Below are 20,045 nucleotides of genomic sequence, written 5' to 3' on the forward strand. Positions count from 1 at the left end.
ATCAATTCTTTTACCGAATAACTCGATTTTCCTAGACTGCACGCATCCCTTCTCGTTGCCGCCTTTGGAGAACATGATGCGCAAAATTGCCCTGATCACCGCGTTGACCGCCGCCCTCGGCCTCGGTCAGGCCCTCGCCCAAACCACGCTCCTCAACGTCTCCTACGACCCGACGCGCGAGCTGTACAAGGACTTCAACGCCGCCTTCAACAAGCACTGGCAGGCCAAGACCGGGCAGGATGTCAAAGTCCGTCAGTCGCATGGCGGTTCCGGCAAACAGGCGCGCTCGGTGGCCGATGGCCTCGAGGCCGATGTCGTGACGCTGGCCCTGGGCTACGACATCGACGCCCTGGCCGAAAAGAAGCTGATCCCGGCCGACTGGCAGAAACGTTTCCCGAACAATGCCTCGCCCTACACCTCGACCATCGTCTTCCTGGTCCGCAAGGGCAATCCCAAGGCCATCAAGGATTGGGGCGATCTCGCCAAACCCGGCGTCGGCGTCATCACGCCGAATCCAAAGACCTCAGGCGGTGCCCGCTGGAACTACCTGGCGGCCTGGGCCTGGGCATTGAAGCAACCGGGCGGCAACGAACAAAAAGCCAAGGATTTCCTGGCCAGCATTTTCCGCAACGTGCCTGTGCTCGATACCGGCGCCCGGGGCGCCACCACGACCTTCGTCGAGCGCGGCCTGGGCGATGTGCTGATTGCCTGGGAAAACGAGGCCATGCTGGCGGTCAACGAGTTGGGCAAGGACAAATTCGAACTCATCTACCCCAGCCTCTCCATCCTCGCCGAACCGCCGGTCGCCGTCATCGACAAGGTGGTCGAAAAACGCGGCACGCGCCTGACGGCACAGGCCTATCTCGACTATCTGTATTCCGAAGAAGGCCAGCAGATCGCTGCCCGCCACTACTACCGCCCGACCCACCCGAAGGTAGCCGCAGCCTACGCCAAGCAGTTCCCCAAGCTCAAGCTGGTGACCATCGACGACACCTTCGGCGGCTGGCAGCAGGCCCAGAAGGCCCATTTTGCCGATGGCGCCACCTTCGACCAGATTTATCTCAAGAAATAAGGACCCTGCCATGCCGGTCGAAGACCTGATCCATCACGTCAATCTCACCGGCCTGGCCGGTGAGGGCAGCCTCTACCAGACAGGCGACCACGTCGCCGCCTGGTTTGGCGGCCTGCACCTGCACTCGCTGTTCGAGCCGGTGGCCGATCTCGAGCGTGAGCAGATCGTCGGGCATATCGCCCACCTGAGCGCCCACGATGCGGACGGCCAAGCGGTGCCGACGGTCGACGCCTACGCACGGCTCGAAACCGACGCTGCCGTGGTTCAGTTCGATCGTCTGAGCCGCACCCTCCACGCCCTGAATTTCCTGGCCCAGCGCCAATGGGCGGGGGGCTTCCTGCAACTCGCCGTGCATCCGCGCCACTTGAGCGCCGTGCGCCAGGACCATGGCCTGGTTTTCGAAGCCATCCTCAAACGCTGCGGCCTGGCACCGGAAGACATCCTGCTCGATGTCCGCGGCAGCGATCTGAGCGCCCCCGCCGTGCAGCAGGCGCTCGCCAACTATCGACAGCGGGGCTACCGCATTTCCGCCCCCTGGCCATACCCTGCCGGGGTGCCCATCGATCAGGTCGTGCATGATGCCGGGGCAAGTGCAGCGGGCAACACCCAAGCACTTCCCAGACGGCTCGCAAACGGCCTCCTGCACGCTGGAGATCTGGCCATCTTCCGCCAGGCCGGCTTCCGGCTCGCCTGCGGCCCGCTCATCGGTCGGCCCGAATCACGCTGCCGCACCACCCACAGCCGGCTCTGACTCCCCTACAATGCACTTCATTCATTCCCTGACATCACGACCATGAAAATCGCTCAGAACATCACCGAACTCGTCGGCAACACCCCGCTTGTCCAGATCAACCGCCTGCCCGAAGGCACCGGCGCCCGCGTCGTCGCCAAGCTGGAGTTCTTCAACCCGGGGCACAGCGTCAAGGATCGCATCGCCGTGGCCATGCTCGACGCCGCCATCGCCGCCGGCAAGATCGGTCCGGACACCGTGGTGCTGGAGCCCACCTCCGGCAACACGGGCATCGGCCTCGCCATGGTCTGCGCCGCGCGCGGCATCAAGGCCGCGTTCGTGATGCCGGAAACCATGAGCCGTGAGCGCAAGCTGCTCTTGAAAGCCTATGGTGCCGAACTGATCCTCACCCCGGGTCCGGAAGGCATGGGCGGCGCCATCGCCAAGGCCAAGGCACTGGCCGAGAGCGATGCCAAGTATTTCATTCCGCAGCAGTTCGAAAACCCGGCCAATCCGGAAATCCACCGCAACACGACGGCCGAGGAAATCTGGCGCGACACCGACGGTCAGGTCGATATCTTCGTGGCCGGCGTCGGCACGGGCGGTACCGTGACCGGGGTCGGTGAAGTGCTCAAGGCGAAAAAGCCGGGCGTGCAGGTCGTGGCTGTCGAGCCGGATGCCTCGCCGGTCCTCTCCGGCGGCCAGAAGGGGCCGCACCCGATCCAGGGCATCGGCGCCGGCTTCGTGCCAGGCGTGCTCAACACCGGCGTCTACGACGAGGTGATCCGCGTCAAGAACGACGACGCTTTCGCCACCGCCCGCGCCATGGCCACCGAAGAAGGCCTGCTCGTCGGCATTTCCTCGGGCGCCGCCACCTTCGCCGCACTCGAACTGGCCAAGCGCCCGGAAAACGCCGGCAAGCTGATCGTCGTGATCATTCCCTCCTTCGGCGAACGCTACCTGTCGACCGCCCTCTACCAGCATCTCGAGGTCTGAGCCGGGTGTCATCGTTCACCGATCCGATCGACCGGCAGGGCACGGACTCCATCAAATGGGGGAAGTACGCCGGTCGCGACATCCTGCCGCTCTGGGTGGCGGACATGGATTTCGCCGCCCCGCCGGCCGTCCTGGCGGCCTTGCAGGCACGTGTCGCCCATGGCGTCTTCGGCTACGGGCAAAGCTCGCCCGCTGCCAATGCGGCCGTCCGCGATCACCTGCAGCGTCATTACGACTGGGCCATTGAGCCGGACTGGATTGTCTGGCTGCCCGGCCTCGTGACGGGGTTCAACCTCGCCTGCCGCCTCGGACAAGGCGAGGTGCTGACCGCCGGCCCGGTCTATCCGCCCTTTTTCAGCGCCCCGCGCCATGCCGGCCGGACCTTGCGCCGGGTCGATCTGGTGTGCGATGCGGAGCACCGCTGGCACTGGGACTTTTCGGCCCTGAACGCGGCGTTGACCGTCGGCGAGCCGACCCCCGCTACGGCAGCGGGTGAACGCCTGTTGATGCTCTGCCATCCGCACAATCCGGTGGGCCGCTGCTGGTCGCGCCCGGAGCTCGAACGCCTGGCCGAACTGGCCGAAACCCATGACCTGCTGGTGTGTTCCGACGAGATTCATTGCGGCCTGGTACTGGAAGAAGGGCAGCGACACATCCCGTTTGCCAGCCTGTCCCCGGCCATGGCCCGGCGCACCATCACCCTGATGGCGCCCTCGAAGACCTTCAACATCCCTGGTCTCGGTTGCGCCTTCGCCGTCATTCCCGATCCGGCCCTGCGCCGGCGCTTCCTGCGCGTCATGGACGGCATCATCCCGCACGTCAACGTGCTCGGCATGGTGGCCTGCGAAGCCGCCTACCGGGACAGCGACGATTGGCACCGGGAACTGATCGCCACCCTGCGCCGCCATCGCGACCGCATCCAGGCGACGGTCGACCGCCTGCCGGGCATCAAAATGAGCCCGCTGGAAGCCACGTACCTGGCCTGGCTCGATGTGCGCGCATTGAATCTGCCCAACCCGCACGCCCATTTCGAGGCACACGGCCTCGGTTTGTCCGACGGGGCGGATTTCGGCGCACCGGGTTGGCTACGCCTCAATTTCGGCTGCACCGAGGCCACCCTGGACCTCGCCCTGCAACGTCTGGAAATTGCCTGGCGCGCCGCCACCGCATGAGCACACTCGCATGAACGCCTACCTGTGGAGCTTGTTTGCACTGGTCACGGCCCTCTTCGGGCAGGCCATCGCAGCCGGCCAGGCCTTCGACATCGCCACCCGCAAGGGGGGTCGTCACCGGGCTGCAGCCTTCGCCCTGTTCGTAGCCAGCCTGGTGCTCACCCTGCAGCACGGTTACGCCTTTGAACTGGCGCTACGCACCGGCCTGTTCGATTTTCGCCAGAGCATCCTCGCCGCGCTGAGCGGCGTCTGTGCTGCGCTCGGGCTTTACGCCCTGCGCCGCAACAGCTGACTCAGGCGATGCGGACTGCGCCGGCCTCGGTGACCAGCCAGTCCAGCCGCTGATCGTGCGCCTCGGGCCGGATCGAGGGCAGGCGGTTGATCTCGAAGCCCACCCCCACGGCGAGCGGGCGCGGCGACAAGGCCGCCAGGGTGCGATCGAAGAAACCGCCGCCATAACCCAGGCGATAGCCCGCTGCATCAAAACCGTTCAGGGGCAGGAGTATCAGGTCCGGGATCACAAACGGCCCATCGATCGGGGTCGGGATGCCGTAGCGATCCGGCTGCAGGGTCGTCTCTGCTGTCCAGGCACGAAAGGCCAGGGGCTGCGCCGCCTCGACCACCACCGGCAAGGCGGCCAGCGTACCGGCGCGGGCCCACGGTGCGAGCACGGCCCGCACGTCCGGCTCATGCTTGATCGGCCAGCACACGGCCACACAGGCAGGGCGGGGCAGGCTGACCAGCAGATGGGCGACGATCTGCGCCGACACCTCGGCATGCACCGCCGCAGCGAGGGCGGCCCGCCGGGCCACCATCTCGCGCCGCATCGCCTGTCGCCAGGCCGTGTTATCCTCGTCCAGATGTGTCATTGGTCTAATCTAGCATGAAGTATCGCGTTCTCTGCCTGGGTCTGTTGCTGACCCTGCCCTCGTTCTCCACCCTGGCTCAGGACAGCCGCGACACGGCCTTCCTCCTGGCCCGCGATGCCTTCCGCGCAGGGGACCGCAACAAGCTGGAGCGGGCCACCAGCCAGCTCGGCAACCACGAGCTGGCCCCCTACGCCGAAAACTACCGCCTGCGCATGTGGATGGACCAGGGCGACAGCGCCAGCCTGCGCGCCTTCCTCGAGCGCAACGACAAGACCTACGTCGCCGAAAAGCTGCGTGCCGACTGGGTCCGCTGGCTGGGTAAGCGCGCGGCATGGAATGAAATCGACACGGAATACCCCCGCCTGCTGGCGCCGGAACCCGATGTCAGCTGCTACGCCCAGCAGGCCCGCCTGGCCCGCGACGATCGCAGCGTCCTCGATGAAGCAGAAAAGCTCTGGGCGACCCAGCTGGAAACCCCGGAACCCTGCCGCCCGGTGCTCGATGCCGTGGTCAATGCCCAGCGCCTGTCCGTCGATGATGTCTGGACCCGCGCCCGCAAGCAGATTGAAATCAACCGCCCGGCCCAGGCCCGCAGCACGCTGGCCTATCTGCCGGATGCCCAGGCTCCGGATGGCCGCAGCTTTGAACAGGCCACCAGCAGCCCGGCCAGCTATCTAGCCAAACTCGGCAGCAACTGGGCTGCCACCCGCGCCGGACGCGAACTGACCGCCTTCGCCCTGGCCCGTCAGGCCGCCAGCGATCCTCGCGCCACTGCCGAGATCCTGGAGCGGATCAAGGGCCAGCTCAAGGACAGCGAGCGCCAGTGGGCCTGGAGCCAGATTGCCCTTCAAGGCGCCAAGAAACATCTCTCGGAAACGCTTTCCTGGTATGCCGCTGCCGGCAAGACGCCGCTCTCCGACGATGCTGCCCAATGGAAAGTCCGGGCCGCCCTGCGCAATCAGGAATGGGGCGTGGTCCATCGCACCATCGAAGCCATGCCGCCGGCGCTGGCCAGCCAGCCGGAATGGATCTACTGGCTGGGCCGCGCCCACAAGGCCGGCGGTCGCACCACGGATGCCGATGCCCTGTTCGAGAAAATCGCCGGCCAGGCCAATTTCTACGGCAACCTGGCCGATGAGGAACTGGGCCGCGCCATCATGCCGCCGCCCAAGGCAAGCGCCCCCAGCAACGAAGAACAGCGCGCCGCCCGCGACAATCCGGCTTTGCGGCGGGCACTCGCCTTTTTCCGCCTCGACATGCGAACCGAAGCCGTCCGCGAATGGAACTGGGCCTTGCGCGGCATGAACGACCGCGAATTGCTGGCCGCCGCGCAACTGGCCAAGTCCAACCAGATCTGGGACCGCGCCATCAATACCGCCGACCGGACCAAGAACGAGCACGACTACACCCTGCGCTTCCTCGCCCCTTACGGCGAACAGGTCCGGCCTGCGGCACGCCATCAGTCCGTCGACGACGCCTGGGTCTATGGCCTGATGCGCCAGGAAAGCCGCTTCATCACCAGCGCCAAGTCGACTGTGGGCGCCTCCGGCCTGATGCAACTGATGCCGGCGACCGCCAAATGGGTAGCCAAAAAGATCGGCCTGAAAAACTACGACCACAGCCAGGTGCACGATACGCAAACCAATGTGCTGCTTGGCACCAGCTACATGCGCCTGGTCCTGGAAAACCTCGATAACCATCCGGTCCTGGCCTCGGCGGCCTACAACGCGGGCCCCGGTCGCGCCCGCAAATGGCGCGCCGACTGGGCACTGGAGGGCGCAATCTACGCTGAAACCATCCCCTTCTCCGAAACGCGGGACTACGTGAAGAAGGTGCTCAGCAACGCGGTTTATTACTCGGCCCTGTTCAACGGCAAGCCGGATTCGCTCAAGGCTCGCCTGGGTGTCGTCGCGGCGCGCACGTCCGATACGCCCAAGGACGCCGATTTGCCTTAAAATTCAAGTTTTTCGAATAAAAGTTTCCGGGGTTCCACATGGACATCAAGAAGGTCTTGTTGCTGGGGGGTAGCGGTTTCATCGGTACCTACATCGCCAATCGACTGTCGCAACGTGGCATCGAGGTCACCATCCCGACCCGCCGCCGCGAGCGCACGAAGGCGCTGATCATCCAGCCGGGCGTCGAGATGATCGAAGCCAACATCCATTGCCCGGACACGCTGACCGAGCTGGTTGGCCGTCACGATGCCGTGATCAATCTGGTCGGCATCCTGCACAGCCGCGACGTCAAGCTGCCGTACAGCGACGATTTCGCTCAGGCCCACGTCGAACTGCCGAAGAAGATCATCGCCGCCTGCAAGGCCACCGGCGTGCGTCGCCTGGTGCACATGAGCGCCCTCAAGGCCGACAGCAACGGTCCGTCCGAGTACCTGTGCTCCAAGGGTGATGGTGAAGCCCTCGTGCAGGCCGCTCAGGGCGCTCTGGATGTGACCATCTTCCGCCCGTCCGTGATCTTCGGTCTGGGTGATTCCTTCCTGTCGCTGTTCGCCAGCGCCCTGAAGAAGCTGCCGGTCTTCCCGCTCGGCTTCGGTCATGCCCGCTTCCAGCCAGTGTGGGCCGCCGACGTGGCCGATGCCTTCGTCGATGCGCTGTTCAATGCCGCCACCGTCGGTCAGACTTACGAACTCGTCGGCCCGAAGACCTACACCCTGCGCGAGCTGGTCGATTACACCGCCGAACTGAGCGGCAGCAAGGCCCGCATCATCGCCCTCTCCGAAGGCTGGGCGTACCTGCAGGCCGGTCTGGCCTGGCTGGCACCGAGCCCCGTCCTGTCGCCGGACAACCTGCGCTCCATGCAGGTCGACAGCGTGGCCGATAACGCCAACCTGGCACCGGCCAACTGGCGTCCGACGGCGCTGGAATCCATTGCGCCGAGCTACGTGGGACGCAGCACGCCGAAGGGCAAGCTGGACAGCTTCCGCTTCCGCGCCGGGCGCTAAGCGCCCCGGGCAACGGTCGTGCAGATCTACACCGTCGGCGGCGCCGTCCGTGACGAACTGCTCGGCCGTGACAGCGCCGACCGCGACTATGTCGTCGTCGGCGCCACGCCGGACGCCATGCTGGCCGCGGGCTATCGCCCGGTCGGCAAGGACTTTCCGGTCTTCCTGCATCCGCAGACCCATGAGGAATATGCGCTCGCCCGAACCGAGCGCAAATCCGGGCATGGCTACCACGGCTTCGTTTTCCATACGGCCCCCGATGTCACGCTGGACGAGGACCTCGCCCGCCGCGACCTGACCATCAACGCGATGGCCAAAGGCGCGGATGGACGCATCGTCGACCCATTCGACGGTCAACGCGATCTAGCGGGCAAAATCCTCCGCCATGTCGGACCGGCCTTTGCAGAAGACCCGGTCCGCATCCTGCGCCTGGCACGCTTTGCCGCACGCTTCCATGATTTTTCGGTCGCCCCGGAAACCCTGGTCCTGATGCGCCAGATGGTCGCGTGTGGCGAAGTCGATCATCTGGTCCCGGAGCGGGTCTGGCAGGAACTGGCCAAAGGTCTGATGGAAACCCGCCCGTCGCGCATGATCAGCGTGCTGCGTGAGTGCGGGGCCCTGGCCCGCCTGTTGCCGGAAGTCGATGCCCTGTTCGGCGTCCCGCAGCGGGCCGACTATCACCCGGAAATCGACGCCGGTATCCACACCCTGATGGTGATCGATCAGTCGGCTCAGTATGGCTATGACCTGCCCGTGCGCTTCGCCGGCCTGACGCACGATCTCGGCAAGGCCACCACACCCGCCGATATCCTGCCCCGTCACCTCGGCCATGAAGAACGCAGCGTCACCGCCTGCACGGCACTCTGCGCCCGCCTGCGCGTGCCCAACGACTGCCGCGACCTGGCCTTGATCATGGCCCGCTACCACGGCTTGATTCATCGGGCGGATACCCTGCGGGCGGCCACCCTGGTCGATCTCTTCGAAAAATCGGATGCCCTGCGCCGGCCAGCGCGCTTCGAACAGTTACTGGAAGCTTGCCGCTGCGATTACACCGGGCGCCTGGGCTGGGAAAACAAGGCTTACGAGACTCCCGCACTGGTGCGTCAGGCCCTGGCGGCGGTCAACGGCGTCGATGCAGGCAAAATCGCGGCATCCACCACAGAGCGCGGGCGTATTCCGGAACGCATCCGTGAGGCCCGGATCACCGCCGTGCGGACGGCGCTAAATCAGCCGGCCGATGAGCCAGAGCAGCAGTGAAAACAGAATGACCGAGACAAAGGGAAAATAATAGGTACGCCCCTTGAACCGGCAGGCCAGATCACCCGGCAATTGTCCAAAACGAATGAAGCGCGCCAGATGGGGGCTCAACATGCCGAGCACGAAAATGGCGATCACCAGGGTCAGGATCCACTTCAGCATGCACAGGCCCGTTTCCAAAAACACCCATTAGAACACGCCCCAACGCCATGACACCACGGATCACCACGCAGTCCATCGACGGCCTCGAAGTCTTTTCCTGCCATCCAGCCAAACCCAACGGCCAGCCGCCGCTTGTTTTCGTGCATGGTGCCTTTGCCGGCGGCTGGATGTGGACGGAAACCTTCATGCCCTGGCTTGCTCAGGCCGGCTATACCTGTCATGCCCTGTCCTTGCGCGGCCATGGCGGCAGCGCCGGGCGTGACCGCATCGACTGGCACTCCATTGCCGACTATGTCGACGACCTGCACCGCGTCGTCGCCACGCTGGACAGCCTGCCAGTCCTGGTTGGCCACTCGATGGGCGGCTTTGTCGTTCAGAAATATCTGGAACGTCATCACGCCGCCGGTGTCGTCCTGCTCTGCTCGGTGCCGCCGCAAGGCCTGATTGCCGCCCAGTTCCACCTGCTGTTCCAGAAGCCGCAGCTGTTCATGGACATCAACCGCATCATGGCCGGCAATTACGCAGACACGGAAATCCTGCGCGAAGCCCTGTTTGCCGGCGAGGTCGATGAAACCATGCTCGCCACCTGGCTGACCCAGATGCAGACCGAATCGCATCGGGCGCTCTGGGACATGTCCATGTTCAACCTGCCCAACCTGGCCGCCATGCATCGCCCGCCGATGCTCATTCTTGGTGCCGAACACGATGTGCTGGTCCCCGCTTTTCTGGTCCAGACAGCCGCTCAGACCTACGGCAAGACGGCACACATTTTCCGCGAGATGGGTCACGCCGTGACCCACGAAAAAGAATGGCCGCTGGTCGCGGCCACCTTGAAGGACTGGCTGGATACGCTACCTGCCAGTCAGCGCGCGTAAGGCGCGTCAGACCTTGATATCGACGCTGTTGCCGAGATTCGGCGGATTACTCGGCACCTTGGGCAGCGCATCAATCAACTGCTGCGCTGTCTGAGCCTGCTGGTCCAGGGCCTTCTTCATGACCAGCGTGCCCACCGCATCGCCGGTCTGGGCTTGTGAGAGGGCAGAACTGAGGCTGCCAACAGATGCGATGTCCATGATGCGTCCTTGCGTGCGTTGATGCTTTCACTTTAGGCAGGAAACCCGGTTTAGGCAAATTGGCCGGCTTTTTACAGTCGACCGCAGCGATCGCCCATCGTGAAGCCCAGCAAGCTGGTCTCAATCCCTCGACCCAGGGCCATGACCTTGAACAGTTCGCCCATCTCGTGCGGCATCAGGAGTTTGCCGACGGCCGCCGAGGCGCGCAGGTAATCCGGCGTATCGACCGGAATCTGGGCCAGGCAGTCGAGAATGCCGCAGTTGATCAGAAATTGGCCTTGATTCGTGTAGCCCAGCAATTCGAGGCCGCTGGCGTGCGCGGCGGCAATGACGGCCGTGAAATCGACATGCACCGTGACATCCTGCAGGCCCGGCAGATAGAAGGGATCGGGATGCGCATGGTGCCGGTAGTGACACATCAGCGTACCGCGGCCGCGCTGCGGATGGTAAAACTCCCGGCGCGGAAAACCATAGTCGATGAGCAGCAGGGCACCGCAATCGAGACGATGCCCCCATTCGGCCGCCCAGGCCCGCACGGCCAGGCTGATCTCGCTCTCGAAACCCGGCGGAAGCTGGCACTGCGCGCCGATTTCTTCAGCGGCCGCCAGCAGGGTGCCACTGGCCGGACGATCCGCCCAAACGAATCCGCCAGCATCATCCAGCCCAACGCCGCGCACAGCGATACCCGTTTCCTGCCAGGCCACGATGTCCGCCGGCATGGCATCGAGCAGCTCATTGGCCACGACAACGCCGCTGAAGCGGGTCGGCAACGCATCCAGCCAGCGCACACGGGCCAGCAAATGGGGCGCTGCCGCGGCGATCGTCGCCTGCTGACGTTCACGCAGATCGGCCGACAGATCCAGGATGCAATACTCGGTCGGCAATTGCCCCAGACGCTCCAGTTCGAGCAACAGGTCGGCTGCCAGTCGTCCGGTTCCGGCGCCAATCTCAAGCACGCTCGGCACCGATACCGCCATCACCTGCGCCACCTGTTGCGCCAGCGCCTGGCCAAACAGGCCGGTCATACCCGGGGCCGTGACGAAATCGCCCGCCGCACCAAACTTGCGCGCCCCTGCCGTGTAATAGCCCAGGCCCGGCGCATAGAGCAGGCCTTCCATGAAACGGGAGAAGGGCAGCCAGCCGCCGTTGCCGGCGATCTCACGCCGAAGCAGATCGGTCAAACGGGCACTGTGGGCAAGGGCGTCGGGGGTGGCGTCGGGCAGGGACATCGGTGCGCTTCGGGAAAAAGGTCAATTTTAGCCCGCGCAAACACGGTAAACTTGCCGTTTTTTCCGGTCGACCGCCGAAAACACGGCGAATCCGCATCATGACCCACTCCAATACCCTCCTGAAGCTCCGCAAACTCCTCGAAGGCCGCGTTGGCAAAGCCATTGGCGACTACAACATGATCGAGGAGGGGGATTCCATTCTGGTCTGCCTGTCCGGCGGCAAGGATTCCTACACGCTGCTCGACATGCTGATGGCGCTGCAAAAGCGCGCCCCCGTGAAGTTCCGCCTGATTGCGATGAACCTGGATCAGAAGCAGCCGGGCTTCCCCGAACACGTACTGCCGCAGTACCTGGGCGGACTGGGCATCGACTTCCGGATCGTTGAAGCGGACACCTACTCCATCGTCAAGGAGAAGATCCCGGAAGGCAAGACCACCTGCTCCCTGTGCTCCCGCCTGCGCCGCGGCATCATTTACAAGACGGCGAAGGAACTGGGCTGCAACAAGATCGCCCTCGGCCACCATCGCGATGACATGGTGCACACGCTTTTCCTGAACATGCTGTTCGGCGGCAAGATCAAGGCCATGCCGCCCAAGCTGGTGACCGACGACAAAGCCCATGTGGTCATCCGTCCGCTCGCCTACTGCGCGGAAGCCGATATCGCCAAATACGCGCGCGGCATGGAGTTTCCGATCATTCCGTGCAACCTCTGCGGCTCCCAGGAAAACCTGCAGCGCCAGAAGATCAAGGAAATGATGGCGGAGTGGGACAAGCGCTTCCCCGGCCGTACGGAATCGGTGTTCACCGCCATGCAGAACGTGGTGCCCTCCCACCTGGGCGACAACGCCCTCTTCGACTTCCGCAACCTCACGCTCGACACCGAGGTCGAAGAGGGGGATATTGCTTTTGATCGCGAAGACATGCCAATGTCCGGTACCATCCCGATTAACCTGATGGGATAAATCTGCCGCCGCCATGACCGCCACGCCTCGCACCTGCGCCATCCTGTTTGCCGACGTTGCCGGCAGCGCGCGGCTATACGAGCGGCTGGACGAGTCCACCCTGGGTCACGGTATCGACCGTTGCCTGAAGCGGATTCGTAATGTCATCGAGGGGATGGGCGGGAGCATCACCCATCAGGTCGGTGACGAAGTGCTGGCGATCTTTGATGAAGCCGAGGATGCCTGCCAGGCAGCCCTTGAAATGCAGCAGCGCATTGCCGATCTCCCGCCGCTCAAAGGCGTGCAATTTGGTATCCGCGTCGGCATGCACGTGGGCGGCACGGAGATGACCCCGCATGGACCGAGCGGCAGCACCGTCCTCTGTGCCGCCCGTATCGCCGGCATGGCCCGACGCGACCAGATTCTTTGCAGCCCGGCACTGATCGCGCACCTGCCTGCTCATTCTCTTGTGCGCAACGAACCCGACCCCCTGCAGCGAACGGTTCGCGATGACCAGCAGTTGCTGCATCTCTTCCAGCTGCCTTGGCTTCCCCTGCCGCCCGCCACGACCAGTGAGGGGGAACGGCGCATGACCTTGCTCTTCGAAGGGCAGCTGTTCACCATCGATGCCGATCAGCCGGTGCTGACCATCGGGCGTGATCCAAGTTGCCAGCTTCGCCTCAACGACCGCAAGAGTTCACGCATGCATGCGCGCCTCGAATGGCACGAACATGGCATCGAGTTGATCGACACCAGCACCAATGGCTGCTTCATCCGCTATCGCAGCCAACCGGAGATCGTGCTGCGGCGTGACCGGCATATTCTCACCGGACGGGGAACCCTGTCTTTCGGCACCTCGCATCACGATCCGGAAGTCGAAGGTGCGGAATTCGAAATCCGTTAGGGCGTAAACGAAACCGGCCACCCGCAGGTGGCCAGTCTTGGCATCGCGCTGTCAGCAGAAATCAGCTGGCATCCGCAACACACTTCTTCATGAAGCTGTTCTTGGCCGCGCCGGCCAGCTTCTTTTCCTTGGCTTTGGCTTCACAGGCCTGACCTGCCGGCCCCATCGCATCCTTCTCACACTTCTTCATGAAGCTGTTCTTGGCCGCACCGGCCAGCTTTTTCTCAGCAGCACGGGCTGCACAATCATCCGCTGCGTAGGATGCCGAAGTTGCCACAGCCATTGCCAACAAAACGAGCAGTTTCTTCATGACAGATCTCCTGAAATTGGGTGATGGAACGACAGGACTATCGGTAAATCAGCCTTCTTCGTCAAGCATCATGCGCTGCTGACGGTCCATGAAGTCCTGCATGCTGTCGATGCCACGCAATTGCAGGATGGTATTGCGTACCGCCGCTTCCAGCAGCACCGCCAGGTTGCGACCGGCCGCCACCGGTATGACCACCTTGCGGACCGGGACACCGAGGACTTCCTGGGTTTGGGCATCCAGCGGCAAACGCGGCGCATCGCTGCCGGCCACGGTTTTTTGCAGGTGAACGATGAGTTTCAGCTTCATCTTCCGACGTGACGCCGTCTCGCCGAAGATGGTGCGGATATTCAACAGGCCCAGGCCACGGACTTCCAAGAAGTCACGCAACATGCCCGGGCAGCGCCCCTCGATGGTCGTCGGGGCAATCCGGGCCATTTCGACGACATCGTCTGCGACCAGACCATGACCACGGGAAATCAGCTCCAGCGCCAACTCGGACTTGCCGACGCCGGAATCACCCGTGATCAGAACGCCCATGCCCAAGACGTCCATGAACACACCGTGCAGACTGACCGTATCCGCCAAGCGCGCCGACAGGTAAATACGCAGCAGATCGATGACGGCCGATGCCGGCTTCGGAGAATAGAGGAGGGGCGTATTGGAGAGGCGGCATGCCTCGACCAGGGACTCCGGCGGAGCGATACCGTCTGCGACGATCACCGCCGGCGGTTGCGCTGCAAGCAGGTCGCTGAACATCTGTCCGAAGCGCCGTTCGCCAATGCGCAAGGCCCAGTCATACTCGGCCTGGCCCAAGACTTGTAAACGTTCCGGGTGGATGATGTTGATGTGCCCGACGACATCGGCACCGTAGATATTGGCGTGCCGCAGTTCGATCTTGCGGTCGGATTCATGCCCCTGCATCCAGTTGAGCAGGAGCTTTTCGCGGTTGTCCTCGTAAAGCTGGACGAGACGAATATGGCGCACGCAGGTCAATCAGGAAAAAAGGGCCACGATGGAGTCGGCATCCGGTGCTGCGGCCAAGGCGTCACGGAAGGCACGATCGGAAAAGCGCTGAGCGAGTTCGGACAGAATCTGCAGATGCTGCTCGGTCGCCTGTTCCGGCACCAGCAGGACGAAAAGCAGATTGACCGGTCGGCCATCGGGTGAATCAAAGGGAATCGGGGCTGGCAGACGGATGAAGGCGCCAGCAGCCTGCTTCAGGCCCTTGATACGGCCATGCGGGATGGCAATACCCTGGCCCAGCCCGGTGGAGCCCAGCTTTTCGCGGGCAAACAGGCTGTCGAAAATGACCGAACGGGCAATGCCGAGATGCGTTTCAAACAGGATACCTGCCTGTTCGAAGACGCGTTTCTTGCTACCGGCTTCCAGATCAAGGAGAACCTGGGAGACCGACAGGAGATTGGACAACGGATTCATGGGCTACGAAGAAACACAAAGGCCGCATTTCCGAAAGGAAACGCGGCCTGGCGGCTGTTAGTCAGCCATGTGGTGGGCGGCCTTTTCGCCGCGGTGGTGATCCTGCACCTTCTGCTTGTACTTCTGAACCTGACGGTCCAGCTTGTCAAACATGGCATCGATCGCAGCATAGAGATCGTCACCGGATTCTTCGACATGCATGTCCTTACCCGGTACGTGCACGGTCACTTCCGCCTTCTGCTTCAGCTTTTCGACGGAGAGAACGACGTTCACCCCGGTAACTTTGTCAAAGTGGCGAATAACGGGGTCGAGCTTGTTTTCGACATATTCGCGCAAAGCCGGCGTGACTTCGATGTGATGACCAGCGATCTGCAGATTCATTTAATTCTCCTCTCACTACAGGGTCTTGCGTAAATTAACAGGCGGAATGTTCAAGGACTCGCGGTATTTGGCTACCGTGCGTCGCGCTACAACGATCCCCTGTTGGCCTAGTATTTCGGATATTTGACTATCCGACAAGGGCTTCTTGCCATCTTCCGCAGCGATCAGCTGTTTGATCAGCGCCCGGATAGCGGTTGCAGAACAAGCGCCCCCGGTATCGGTGGCGACATGGCTGCCGAAGAAATACTTCAATTCGAAGATGCCGCGCGGCGTCGCCATGTATTTCTGACTCGTCACGCGCGATACGGTCGACTCGTGCAGGCCGAGGATATCGGCAATCTCGCGCAGCACCAGCGGACGCATGGCAACCTCGCCATGTTCGAAGAACTGGCGCTGACGATCGACAATGGCCTGGGTCACGCGGTGAATGGTATCGAAGCGCTGCTGGACGTTCTTGATCAGCCAGCGGGCTTCCTGGAGCTGCGCCGTCATGTTGCCGTTGCCACGACGCTGCTTGGCCAGGATTTCGGCGTACAGGCGATTGATGCGCAACCGCGGATAGGCATCCGGATTGATGTAGGCGGTCCATTTGCCCTTGAGCTTCTTCACGATCACATCCGGCGTGATGTAGCGGGCTTCGACCTGGGCATAGGGCGCACCGGGGCGCGGATCGAGACTGACGATCAAGGCGTGGGCCGCCTTCAAGGTCTCGTCGTCACAGCCGGTCAACTTCTTCAGACGGGCAAAATCACGGCCTGCCAGCAATTCGAGATGCTTGTCGACGATGACCAAGGCCAGATCACAGGCCGGCTCATCGCGCCGGGCCAGCAACTGCAGGCGCAGGCATTCGGCCGGCGTACGCGCGCCGATACCGGTCGGATCGAAATTCTGGATGTGACGCAGCGCGATTTCGAGCTCTTCAAGCTCGATTTCATATTCCGGCGGCAGGGTTTCGAGCAGTTCCTCGAGCGAGGCAGAAAGGTAACCGTCGTCGTCCAGCGCTTCGATCAGAAAACGCACCAGACTGCGGTCGCGCTCCGAGAGTTGAGTCATGCCCAACTGCCAGCCCAGATGGTCGCGCAGGCTGACCGTGGCGGCATGAATGTCGTGGGCGTCGCTGTCATCGTCCTCATCACGACCGGCCCCGGAATAGGTGCCGGCATCGCTGGTCCAACGATCATCATCGACTTCGCCCATGCCTTCCGGCAGGCTTTCCCGCTCTTCACCGGCCGGCGGTGTCTCGCTCCGTTCGGCTTCCTGCTCGCGGTTAGCCGGGGCATCAAACTGCTGGGCACCGGCAAAGCCGAGCTCGCCATCGTCTTCCCGTTCCAGCATCGGATTTTCGAGCAGGTAGCGTTCGATTTCCTGCTTCATCTCGATGGTGGACAGCTGCAACAGCTTGATCGACTGCTGCAACTGGGGCGTCAGCGCCAGATGCTGGGACAGTTTGAGCTGGAGAGCAGGTTTCATCGATGGGTCGGTGTCAGGCGAGGGGAGGGATCAAAGTTTGAAATGCTCGCCGAGGTAAACCTTGCGGACGCTTTCATTATCGACGATTTCGTTCGGCCGTCCAGACGCCAGCACGCGACCGGCGTTGATGATGTAGGCGTGGTCGCAGATCCCCAGGGTTTCGCGTACGTTATGGTCGGTGATCAGAACGCCGATGCCCCGCTCCTTCAGGAAACGGATGATTTTCTGGATTTCCAGCACGGCAATCGGGTCGACCCCGGCAAACGGTTCGTCGAGCAGGATGAAGCGCGGGTTGGTGGCCAGGGCCCGCGCGATTTCGCAGCGACGGCGCTCGCCACCGGAGAGAGCCGCCGCATTGACGTGCCGGACATGGGCGATGTGCAGTTCGGCCAGCAGGTTTTCCAGACGCTCGTCGGTGTCCTTGGCGGACAGGTTTTGCAACTCCAGGATGGCCCGGATGTTGTCTTCGACATTGAGCTTGCGGAAGACGGAGGCTTCCTGCGGCAGATAGGAGACGCCCTGGCGGGCCCGCGCATGCATGGGCAGATGGGTCAGACGGCTGTCGTCGAGCTGGACTTCGCCCCCATCGGCCGCCACCAGACCGACGATCATGTAGAAGCAGGTGGTTTTGCCGGCACCGTTGGGGCCGAGCAAGCCAACGACCTCGCCGGAGCGGACCTGGAAGGACACATCTTCGACGACGGTACGCGCCTTGTAGCGCTTTTTCAGGTTGTTGGCCGACAGGGTCGCGGCATTATCGGCAATGCTCATTCATCTGCTCCGCTGATCACCCGGCGAATGCTGTCGCCGGAAAAGCCGCGATATTGCAGGAAACGGAGCTGTTTGGCACGTTCTTCCGCACTTTCCGGCGGTCGACCGTATTTTTTGGCCCACACCTGACGGCAGCGCTCCACCTCTTCACCCGCGCCATCGAGTGCCTCGGTAATGTCTTCGTCATTGACGCCTTGCTGACGCAGTTCCTGACGCAGACGGGCATTGCCGTAGCGGCTGCCGCGCTGGCTGGCGCGCTGGCTGGCAAAGCGGGAATCGGAGAGCAGGCGCTCCGCCTGCAAGGCATCGAGGACGGCTTCCAGCGCGTCCTCGGATTCGGCCAACGGGGCCAGTTTCTTGTGCAGCTCCGCCCGGCTGTGATCTCGCCGGGTCAGGAGTTGCAGCGCCTTGACCCGGAGGTCAGGCATCGGCAGCGGCAGCCTTGGTCGGCTTGATCACGGTCACTGCAGCGGCTTCGCGAATGCCGGCTTCGACTTCCTGCGCGATGGCCGGATTGGCCTTCAGGAATTCACGGACATTGTCCTTGCCCTGGCCGATCTTTTCGCCTTTGTAGGAGTACCAGGCACCCGACTTGTCGATCAGCTTGTGAGCCACGCCCATTTCGATGATTTCGCCTTCGCGGGAGATGCCCTCGCCGTACAGGATGTCGAAAATCGCTTCACGGAACGGGGGCGAGACCTTGTTCTTGACGACCTTGACCTTGGTTTCGTTGCCGATCACCTCGTCGCCCTTCTTGATGCCGCCGATACGGCGGATGTCCATACGCACGGAAGCGTAGAACTTGAGCGCGTTACCACCGGTGGTGGTTTCCGGGGAGCCGAACATGACGCCGATCTTCATGCGGATCTGGTTGATGAAGATGACCAGGGTGTTGGTCTTCTTGATGTTCGCGGTCAGCTTGCGCAGGGCCTGGGACATCAGGCGGGCATGCAGGCCGACCATCTGGTCGCCCATTTCGCCTTCGATTTCGGCGCGCGGGGTGAGGGCAGCCACCGAGTCCACGATGATGATGTCGACCGAGCCGGAACGCACCAGCATGTCGGCGATTTCAAGTGCCTGCTCGCCGGTATCGGGCTGGGAGATCAGGAGTTCGCCGACATTGACGCCCAGTTTCTGGGCGTAGGAGGGGTCAAGCGCGTGTTCTGCATCGATGAAGGCCGCCACACCGCCCTGTTTCTGCATTTCGGCAACGACTTGCAGACAGAGGGTGGTCTTGCCGGAGGATTCCGGGCCGTAGATTTCGACCACACGGCCACGCGGCAGGCCGCCGACGCCAAGCGCGATGTCCAGGCCGAGCGAGCCGGTCGACACGACCTGCAGGCCCTGTTCGACATCGGCTTCGCCCATCTTCATGATGGAGCCCTTGCCGAATTGCTTTTCGATCTGTTGCAGCGCCGCTGCCAGCGCTTTTGCCTTGTTGTCGTCCATGGGGGAGTCCTCGAAAATTTGAGCGGATTATGGCACAGGGGCCACGGATGGTATAGAAATTGCCTGATTCGTCATTCGGGGCCCGGACACGGTATAGTGTGGTCTGATCCCCAGTACAAATACTGTATATCCGTACAGTACATGATCCGCAGGCCCTCTGGCAAGCGGATTTTTGCCTTTCTGCACCGGTCGACCGCCGGGCCCTCCCGAGATGACTGTTTACGCGCCGCCCCCGGCCACCGGCTCCACCGTCCTATACACCGACGACGCTTTCCTGATCACCGACAAGCCCGCCGGCCTGCTCTCCGTACCCGGGCGCGGCGAGGACAAGCACGATTGCCTGATCCACCGGGTGCAGGAGACCCATCCCGAAGCACTCATCGTGCATCGCCTCGACATGTCCACCTCCGGTCTGCTGATCCTGGCGCGGGGCGAGGCCATGCAGCGCCACTTCTCGATGCTGTTCCGCGAACGGGCTGTGGACAAGCGCTATATCGCCGTCGTGCAGGGCATCGTTGAGCAGGATGTCGGCGAAATTGACCTGCCGATGATCTGCGACTGGCCAAACCGCCCCCGGCAAATGGTCGACTTTGAGCGAGGCAAGCCCTCGCTCACCCGCTACCGCGTGCTTGAGCGTTCGCCCGCCACCCAGACCACCCGGGTCGAGCTTGAGCCGGTGACCGGCCGCTCGCACCAGTTGCGTGTGCACATGATGTCGCTCGGCCACCCGATCCTGGGCGACGACCTCTATGGCGGGATCGCTTACGAACGGGCCGAGCGCCTGCTCCTGCACGCGGCCCAGGTCGCCTTTGCTCACCCGGTGAGCGGCCTGCCGCAGCAATTTGAATGCGCCCCGCCTTTTTGAC

24 protein-coding genes are annotated in these 20,045 nt (G+C 63.0%); 12 read left to right on the forward strand and 12 right to left on the reverse strand.

All coding sequences use genetic code 11. The features are described from left to right. Window positions 1-76 precede the first annotated feature (76 nt). From AACO21_RS01270 to AACO21_RS01290, 5 genes are read left to right on the forward strand one after another with little or no spacing between them, the layout of a single operon-like run. The gene (locus AACO21_RS01270) at window positions 77-1,072 is read left to right on the forward strand and encodes a sulfate ABC transporter substrate-binding protein (protein WP_346190966.1); all 996 of its coding nucleotides are present in this window, start codon (window positions 77-79) and stop codon (window positions 1,070-1,072) included. A 10-nt stretch (window positions 1,073-1,082) separates the two neighbouring features. Beyond that, window positions 1,083-1,823: a hypothetical protein gene (locus AACO21_RS01275; RefSeq protein ID WP_346190660.1), complete on the forward strand. Its 741-nt coding sequence runs from the start codon at window positions 1,083-1,085 to the stop codon at window positions 1,821-1,823. A 42-nt stretch (window positions 1,824-1,865) separates the two neighbouring features. Next, window positions 1,866-2,798, forward strand: coding sequence for a cysteine synthase A (gene cysK, locus AACO21_RS01280; RefSeq protein ID WP_346190661.1), 933 nt, complete (start codon window positions 1,866-1,868; stop codon window positions 2,796-2,798). Between the two features lie 5 nt (window positions 2,799-2,803). Then, window positions 2,804-3,970: a PatB family C-S lyase gene (locus AACO21_RS01285; protein WP_346190662.1), complete on the forward strand. Its 1,167-nt coding sequence runs from the start codon at window positions 2,804-2,806 to the stop codon at window positions 3,968-3,970. A gap of 10 nt (window positions 3,971-3,980) precedes the next feature. Next, complete coding sequence (locus AACO21_RS01290; RefSeq protein WP_346190663.1) at window positions 3,981-4,262, forward strand: hypothetical protein; 282 nt, start codon at window positions 3,981-3,983, stop codon at window positions 4,260-4,262. 1 nt (window position 4,263) lies between these two features. Here AACO21_RS01290 and AACO21_RS01295 read toward each other — a convergent pair whose 3' ends face one another. Beyond that, the gene (locus tag AACO21_RS01295; protein ID WP_346190664.1) at window positions 4,264-4,839 is read right to left on the reverse strand and encodes a 5-formyltetrahydrofolate cyclo-ligase; all 576 of its coding nucleotides are present in this window, start codon (window positions 4,837-4,839) and stop codon (window positions 4,264-4,266) included. Between the two features lie 14 nt (window positions 4,840-4,853). Between AACO21_RS01295 and AACO21_RS01300 the strand changes: the two genes are divergently transcribed. The 3 genes from AACO21_RS01300 to AACO21_RS01310 are packed head-to-tail and all read left to right on the forward strand — an operon-like array spanning window position 4,854 to window position 9,052. Beyond that, on the forward strand, window positions 4,854-6,794 hold the full coding sequence (locus tag AACO21_RS01300; RefSeq protein ID WP_346190665.1) for a transglycosylase SLT domain-containing protein: 1,941 nt from the start codon (window positions 4,854-4,856) through the stop codon (window positions 6,792-6,794). 38 nt (window positions 6,795-6,832) lie between these two features. Further along, on the forward strand, window positions 6,833-7,795 hold the full coding sequence (locus AACO21_RS01305) for a complex I NDUFA9 subunit family protein (RefSeq protein WP_346190666.1): 963 nt from the start codon (window positions 6,833-6,835) through the stop codon (window positions 7,793-7,795). Between the two features lie 18 nt (window positions 7,796-7,813). Beyond that, window positions 7,814-9,052 carry a multifunctional CCA addition/repair protein gene (locus AACO21_RS01310; RefSeq protein WP_346190667.1) on the forward strand — a complete coding sequence of 413 codons (1,239 nt, stop codon included), beginning with the start codon at window positions 7,814-7,816 and terminating at the stop codon, window positions 9,050-9,052. Here the strand turns inward: AACO21_RS01310 and AACO21_RS01315 are convergent. Continuing rightward, window positions 9,017-9,214, reverse strand: a complete 198-nt coding sequence (locus AACO21_RS01315; RefSeq protein WP_346190668.1) for a DUF2905 domain-containing protein — start codon at window positions 9,212-9,214, stop codon at window positions 9,017-9,019. The genes AACO21_RS01310 and AACO21_RS01315 overlap by 36 nt on opposite strands. A 47-nt stretch (window positions 9,215-9,261) precedes the next feature. On the opposite strand from AACO21_RS01315, the gene AACO21_RS01320 reads away from it, so the two are divergent. After that, window positions 9,262-10,089: an alpha/beta hydrolase gene (locus AACO21_RS01320; protein WP_346190669.1), complete on the forward strand. Its 828-nt coding sequence runs from the start codon at window positions 9,262-9,264 to the stop codon at window positions 10,087-10,089. 6 nt (window positions 10,090-10,095) lie between these two features. Here AACO21_RS01320 and AACO21_RS01325 read toward each other — a convergent pair whose 3' ends face one another. Beyond that, window positions 10,096-10,287, reverse strand: coding sequence for a YjfB family protein (locus AACO21_RS01325; RefSeq protein WP_346190670.1), 192 nt, complete (start codon window positions 10,285-10,287; stop codon window positions 10,096-10,098). 71 nt (window positions 10,288-10,358) lie between these two features. Then, window positions 10,359-11,516 carry an SAM-dependent methyltransferase gene (locus AACO21_RS01330; protein ID WP_346190671.1) on the reverse strand — a complete coding sequence of 386 codons (1,158 nt, stop codon included), beginning with the start codon at window positions 11,514-11,516 and terminating at the stop codon, window positions 10,359-10,361. A gap of 98 nt (window positions 11,517-11,614) precedes the next feature. Between AACO21_RS01330 and ttcA the strand changes: the two genes are divergently transcribed. Both ttcA and AACO21_RS01340 read left to right on the forward strand, forming a co-directional pair. Then, complete coding sequence (gene ttcA, locus AACO21_RS01335; protein ID WP_346190672.1) at window positions 11,615-12,478, forward strand: tRNA 2-thiocytidine(32) synthetase TtcA; 864 nt, start codon at window positions 11,615-11,617, stop codon at window positions 12,476-12,478. Between the two features lie 13 nt (window positions 12,479-12,491). Next, the gene (locus tag AACO21_RS01340) at window positions 12,492-13,361 is read left to right on the forward strand and encodes an adenylate/guanylate cyclase domain-containing protein (protein WP_346190673.1); all 870 of its coding nucleotides are present in this window, start codon (window positions 12,492-12,494) and stop codon (window positions 13,359-13,361) included. Window positions 13,362-13,422: 61 nt separating this feature from the next. On the opposite strand, the gene AACO21_RS01345 is transcribed toward AACO21_RS01340, so the two are convergent. From AACO21_RS01345 to recA, 8 genes are read right to left on the reverse strand one after another with little or no spacing between them, the layout of a single operon-like run. Then, window positions 13,423-13,671, reverse strand: a complete 249-nt coding sequence (locus AACO21_RS01345) for a hypothetical protein (protein WP_346190674.1) — start codon at window positions 13,669-13,671, stop codon at window positions 13,423-13,425. Between the two features lie 48 nt (window positions 13,672-13,719). Beyond that, window positions 13,720-14,655 carry an HPr(Ser) kinase/phosphatase gene (hprK, locus tag AACO21_RS01350; RefSeq protein ID WP_346190675.1) on the reverse strand — a complete coding sequence of 312 codons (936 nt, stop codon included), beginning with the start codon at window positions 14,653-14,655 and terminating at the stop codon, window positions 13,720-13,722. A gap of 9 nt (window positions 14,656-14,664) precedes the next feature. Then, complete coding sequence (gene ptsN / locus AACO21_RS01355; protein WP_346190676.1) at window positions 14,665-15,108, reverse strand: PTS IIA-like nitrogen regulatory protein PtsN; 444 nt, start codon at window positions 15,106-15,108, stop codon at window positions 14,665-14,667. A gap of 57 nt (window positions 15,109-15,165) precedes the next feature. Beyond that, window positions 15,166-15,489: a ribosome-associated translation inhibitor RaiA gene (raiA, locus tag AACO21_RS01360; protein ID WP_346190677.1), complete on the reverse strand. Its 324-nt coding sequence runs from the start codon at window positions 15,487-15,489 to the stop codon at window positions 15,166-15,168. Between the two features lie 15 nt (window positions 15,490-15,504). Beyond that, window positions 15,505-16,959, reverse strand: a complete 1,455-nt coding sequence (locus AACO21_RS01365; protein ID WP_346190678.1) for an RNA polymerase factor sigma-54 — start codon at window positions 16,957-16,959, stop codon at window positions 15,505-15,507. Between the two features lie 30 nt (window positions 16,960-16,989). Beyond that, complete coding sequence (lptB, locus tag AACO21_RS01370) at window positions 16,990-17,730, reverse strand: LPS export ABC transporter ATP-binding protein (protein WP_346190679.1); 741 nt, start codon at window positions 17,728-17,730, stop codon at window positions 16,990-16,992. Next, complete coding sequence (gene recX, locus AACO21_RS01375; RefSeq protein WP_346190680.1) at window positions 17,727-18,158, reverse strand: recombination regulator RecX; 432 nt, start codon at window positions 18,156-18,158, stop codon at window positions 17,727-17,729. The genes lptB and recX overlap by 4 nt, the downstream gene beginning before the upstream one ends. Further along, window positions 18,151-19,179 (reverse strand): recombinase RecA, encoded by a 1,029-nt coding sequence (gene recA, locus AACO21_RS01380; protein WP_346190681.1) that lies wholly within the window; start codon window positions 19,177-19,179, stop codon window positions 18,151-18,153. Before recA ends, recX begins: the two co-directional genes overlap by 8 nt. Before the next feature lie 211 nt (window positions 19,180-19,390). Between recA and AACO21_RS01385 the strand changes: the two genes are divergently transcribed. Further along, window positions 19,391-20,044, forward strand: coding sequence for an RluA family pseudouridine synthase (locus AACO21_RS01385; protein ID WP_346190682.1), 654 nt, complete (start codon window positions 19,391-19,393; stop codon window positions 20,042-20,044). Window position 20,045 lies beyond the last annotated feature (1 nt).

Source organism: Dechloromonas sp. ZS-1, from assembly GCF_039649255.1.
In the GTDB taxonomy this organism is placed as follows: domain Bacteria; phylum Pseudomonadota; class Gammaproteobacteria; order Burkholderiales; family Rhodocyclaceae; genus Azonexus.

Coding starts and splice junctions, on each gene's coding strand:
- AACO21_RS01320 (WP_346190669.1), top strand. CDS start 9,262: ATGACACCACGGATCACCACGCAGTCCATCGACGGCCTCGAAGTCTTT.
- AACO21_RS01315 (WP_346190668.1), bottom strand. CDS start 9,214: ATGCTGAAGTGGATCCTGACCCTGGTGATCGCCATTTTCGTGCTCGGC.
- AACO21_RS01385 (WP_346190682.1), top strand. CDS start 19,391: ATGACTGTTTACGCGCCGCCCCCGGCCACCGGCTCCACCGTCCTATAC.
- ptsN (WP_346190676.1), bottom strand. CDS start 15,108: ATGAATCCGTTGTCCAATCTCCTGTCGGTCTCCCAGGTTCTCCTTGAT.
- recA (WP_346190681.1), bottom strand. CDS start 19,179: ATGGACGACAACAAGGCAAAAGCGCTGGCAGCGGCGCTGCAACAGATC.
- AACO21_RS01300 (WP_346190665.1), top strand. CDS start 4,854: ATGAAGTATCGCGTTCTCTGCCTGGGTCTGTTGCTGACCCTGCCCTCG.
- AACO21_RS01270 (WP_346190966.1), top strand. CDS start 77: ATGCGCAAAATTGCCCTGATCACCGCGTTGACCGCCGCCCTCGGCCTC.
- AACO21_RS01275 (WP_346190660.1), top strand. CDS start 1,083: ATGCCGGTCGAAGACCTGATCCATCACGTCAATCTCACCGGCCTGGCC.
- AACO21_RS01330 (WP_346190671.1), bottom strand. CDS start 11,516: ATGTCCCTGCCCGACGCCACCCCCGACGCCCTTGCCCACAGTGCCCGT.
- raiA (WP_346190677.1), bottom strand. CDS start 15,489: ATGAATCTGCAGATCGCTGGTCATCACATCGAAGTCACGCCGGCTTTG.
- ttcA (WP_346190672.1), top strand. CDS start 11,615: ATGACCCACTCCAATACCCTCCTGAAGCTCCGCAAACTCCTCGAAGGC.
- AACO21_RS01305 (WP_346190666.1), top strand. CDS start 6,833: ATGGACATCAAGAAGGTCTTGTTGCTGGGGGGTAGCGGTTTCATCGGT.
- AACO21_RS01365 (WP_346190678.1), bottom strand. CDS start 16,959: ATGAAACCTGCTCTCCAGCTCAAACTGTCCCAGCATCTGGCGCTGACG.
- AACO21_RS01295 (WP_346190664.1), bottom strand. CDS start 4,839: ATGACACATCTGGACGAGGATAACACGGCCTGGCGACAGGCGATGCGG.
- cysK (WP_346190661.1), top strand. CDS start 1,866: ATGAAAATCGCTCAGAACATCACCGAACTCGTCGGCAACACCCCGCTT.
- lptB (WP_346190679.1), bottom strand. CDS start 17,730: ATGAGCATTGCCGATAATGCCGCGACCCTGTCGGCCAACAACCTGAAA.
- recX (WP_346190680.1), bottom strand. CDS start 18,158: ATGCCTGACCTCCGGGTCAAGGCGCTGCAACTCCTGACCCGGCGAGAT.
- AACO21_RS01325 (WP_346190670.1), bottom strand. CDS start 10,287: ATGGACATCGCATCTGTTGGCAGCCTCAGTTCTGCCCTCTCACAAGCC.
- AACO21_RS01345 (WP_346190674.1), bottom strand. CDS start 13,671: ATGAAGAAACTGCTCGTTTTGTTGGCAATGGCTGTGGCAACTTCGGCA.
- AACO21_RS01340 (WP_346190673.1), top strand. CDS start 12,492: ATGACCGCCACGCCTCGCACCTGCGCCATCCTGTTTGCCGACGTTGCC.
- AACO21_RS01290 (WP_346190663.1), top strand. CDS start 3,981: ATGAACGCCTACCTGTGGAGCTTGTTTGCACTGGTCACGGCCCTCTTC.